The 3,351-nt window shown below is 70.2% G+C and carries 1 protein-coding gene; it reads left to right on the forward strand.

Annotation, left to right across the window (positions count from 1 at the left end):
• The first annotated feature begins 111 nt into the window (after positions 1-111).
• Positions 112-3,117, forward strand: a complete 3,006-nt coding sequence (locus VN779_RS00845) for a hypothetical protein (protein ID WP_325719130.1) — start codon at positions 112-114, stop codon at positions 3,115-3,117.
• Positions 3,118-3,351 lie beyond the last annotated feature (234 nt).

Here is a 3,351-nt window from a genome sequence, read left to right on the forward strand (position 1 = left end):
ATGTGTCACTGGACCGTCGGCGACACTCAGATAACCTTCATCCGGCGTCACTATGTTCGCCCAGTCCGCGCCGTCCGCAGCACGTTCGAAGCAAAGACTCTACGGAAACCGATGACCAGCGATTCCGAAGCCGTGACCACCGAGGACTCCACGGGCGCGCAGGTGCTTTCAGACCCTACGCCCGATGCCGCCCCCTCCGGCAACGGATCGGGACCTGGCTCCGACGACCCCGACTCGCAGGATCGTACGCAGCGCGGCCGCCGGCCGAGAGCGCTCACAATCGTCTCCGCCCTCGCGGTGGCCCTCTTCGCGCTCTGGGGCATCGGCACCCCGCTGGTCGGCGACGGCTCGCTGACCACCACGGACAAGATGGTGCAGTTCAGCCCGTACGCCGAGTCCGGTTTCTCGGACAGCACCACCAGCAACATGTATCTGGACGACACGTTCACGTCGGAATTCCCGAGCATCATCCTGTACAAGCAGGCGCTGACGCACGGCCTGACCAACGGCCAGTGGAATCCGTACATGAGCGGGGGCGTGCCGCTGGCCGCGACGCCGAACTACGCGCTGGCCTCGCCGTTGAGCATCCCGTACTACGTGCTGCCGACCTGGCTCGCCCCGGCCTACGAGCGGCTGCTCGAGGTCATCGTGGCGGTCGGCGGCTGCGTGCTGTTCCTGCGCCGGCTCGGGCTCTCCCGCCCGGCCGCGCTGACCGCCGGGATGGTCTTCGCGACCAGCGGATTCATGGTGGTCTGGCTCAACTTCCCGCAGACCAGGGTCGCCTCGATCATCCCGGCGCTGTTCTGGACGATCGAGCGGTATCTGCAGGAACGCAGGCTGCGAGACGCCGCGCTGATCTCGCTGCCGGTCGCCTCGGTGCTGCTCGGCGGATTCCCGTCGGTGGCCGGCTACGCGCTGGTGACCGCGGCGGCTTACGCGCTGGTCCGGATCGCCGCCGCGCACCACACCGAGCTGCGCCGGGCCTGGCGGCCGCTGGTGGGCACCGCGATGGGCGCCGCGGCGGGCGTGGGACTGGCCGCCTTCCAGCTGCTGCCGTTCTCCTCCTTCCTGCACACCTGGTACACCGCCGGCCGCGCGCAGAACGCGACCGATCACATAGACGTCACGGCCCTGCTGACCACATTCGCGCCGTGGGCCTTCGGCTCGGCGGACCCGGCCCGCCCGCCGCTGTTCTACCTGGGCTTCAACTTCATCGAGTACGTCGGCTACCTCAGCGCCGGCGCCGTGGTGCTGGCACTGGTGGCGTTCGCGTTGCCGCGCGCGGGCCGGGCCATGCTGCCGCGCGCGGTGTGGGTGTTCTTCGCGGCGGCGGTACTGGTGTGGGGCGAGCTGATCTACGTCGGCGGCTGGCCGCTGGCCGCGCTGCAGCACCTGCCCGGGCTGCGGTCGCTGTTCGCGATCAACTACATCGGCCGCTCCCGCAGCGTGTTCGGCTTCGTCGCCGCGGTGCTGGTCGGAATCGGCTTCGAGCTGCTGCTGCGGCATCGCGCGCTGCGCACAACGGCCCGGCCGCGCGCGGTGACCTGGTGGGCGGCCGGCGTCGGCGTCGCGGCCGCGACCTTCGGCGCGCTGCTGCTGTGGTGGGGCGGGCATCACGCCGCGAGCGAGCAGCTCTATCTGCGCTCGGTGAACGACCCGACCGGCGTGATAAGCCTCTACTGGCAGGAGATCGCCAAGAGCGCGCTGCTGATCGCCGCCGCGGTCGCGTGCGTCCTCGTGCTGAGACTCGCCGCGCGGCGCATGGCCGCGCCGGGCTACGACCGGGTGTGGCGCAAAGCCAGGTTCGCCGCCGCCTCCGTGCTCCCGGTGCTGATCGCGGTGCAGAGCGGCAGCTTCGTCTCGCTGTACAGCCCTAACTCCCCGAAGAGCACGTTCTATCCGGTGACGGACACGCACTCGTTCCTCGCCGCGAATCTCGGCGAGCAGCGCTACGCGTCCAGTCAGACGGGAATGATCTTCGGCACGAACGTGGCGTACGACCTGCGATCGGTCAACGGGCACGCTTTCATCAACCAGAATTTCACCGCGCTGGTCAAGGGCGTGCCCGGCGACTCGGTGCCGTTCACGACGTACATCGACTTCGCCGCCTCGCACGCCACCGCCACCAGCCCGATCCTCGACGTGCTCGGCACCAAGTACTTCGTGACCGAGCTGAGCGACCCGGTGCTCGGCACCGAGACCCCGGCGCAGGGCGACGGCTCGCAGCTGACGCTGCAGCCCGGGCAGCCGGTGACCGCGCCGGTGCCGATCGCCGGGCCGCTGCGCGGGGTCGGCATTCTGGCCGCCGGCAACATCCCGGACTCGCTGACCAATCCGGACCCGAACAGCTGGATCGAAGTCACCGTGCATGACGCGGACGGGGCGCAGATCGCCGACTCGAAGCGGCTGACCGACACGATCGACGCCACCGACCCCTTCACCGTGCCGGTGACGGCCGACGCGGTGGCGTCCGGGGCGCAGCTGACCGCGACCCTGACGCTGCACGCGAAGGACCCGCTGACCATCGCCGCGCAGAAGGGCGCCACCCCGGCGCTGACCGCGATCGCCGGCGCCGACGACGGGCTACGGCTGGTGCACGTCGGCACGAACGCGATCTACCAGCGGCTGACCGCGCTGCCGCGCATCCGGTGGGCGTCGCGAAGCGAGGTCGTCACCCGCCCACGCGACCGGGTGCAGATGCTCGCCAACGGCCAGGTGAACGGCGACACGGTGATGCTGTCCGCCTCCGGTCCCGCAGCCTCGGGCCAGCCGGGCACGGTACACGTGGACGAAGACGGCCTGGACACGATCTCGACGACCGTGAACGCTCAGGGCCTTGGCTATCTGGTGGTCGCGGATGCCGATCAGGTGGGCTGGACGGCCACGCTGGACGGCAAGAATGCGCCGTTGGTCCCGGCTGACGAGGGCGTGGTGGCAGTCGCGGTCCCGGCCGGTACGCACACGATCGCGCTGCACTTCTCCGCCCCGCGCGGCACGATCTCGTACGCGATCACCGGCGTGACCGTTGTCGGACTGGTCGCGGTGGTGCTCGGCGAGGTGTGGTGGACGCGGCGACGGCGGCGGGCGAGTGAGCCCGCGGCGGTCATTGAGAGCTGAGCCGGGTCGAGCCGCGCGGGGCAGGGCGGAGTTCCGGGACGCGTATGCGGCCGAGTAGTAGAGTTCTGCGCTGTCCCTCAGTCGACGATGACGGCGATGCCGCCTTCCTCGCCATGCTCTGGTGACTTCGCTGCGGCTATTCGGACCGCGCTGAGGTCCGGAACTACCACGTCGGCCTCGAGTTCGTCGGCAGCGTGCGTGGTCGCGACGGCCACGGTCTTGGCTCCGGCGGCG

The organism is Actinocrinis sp. (assembly GCF_035605935.1).
Taxonomy (GTDB): Bacteria; Actinomycetota; Actinomycetes; order Streptomycetales; family Catenulisporaceae; genus Actinocrinis.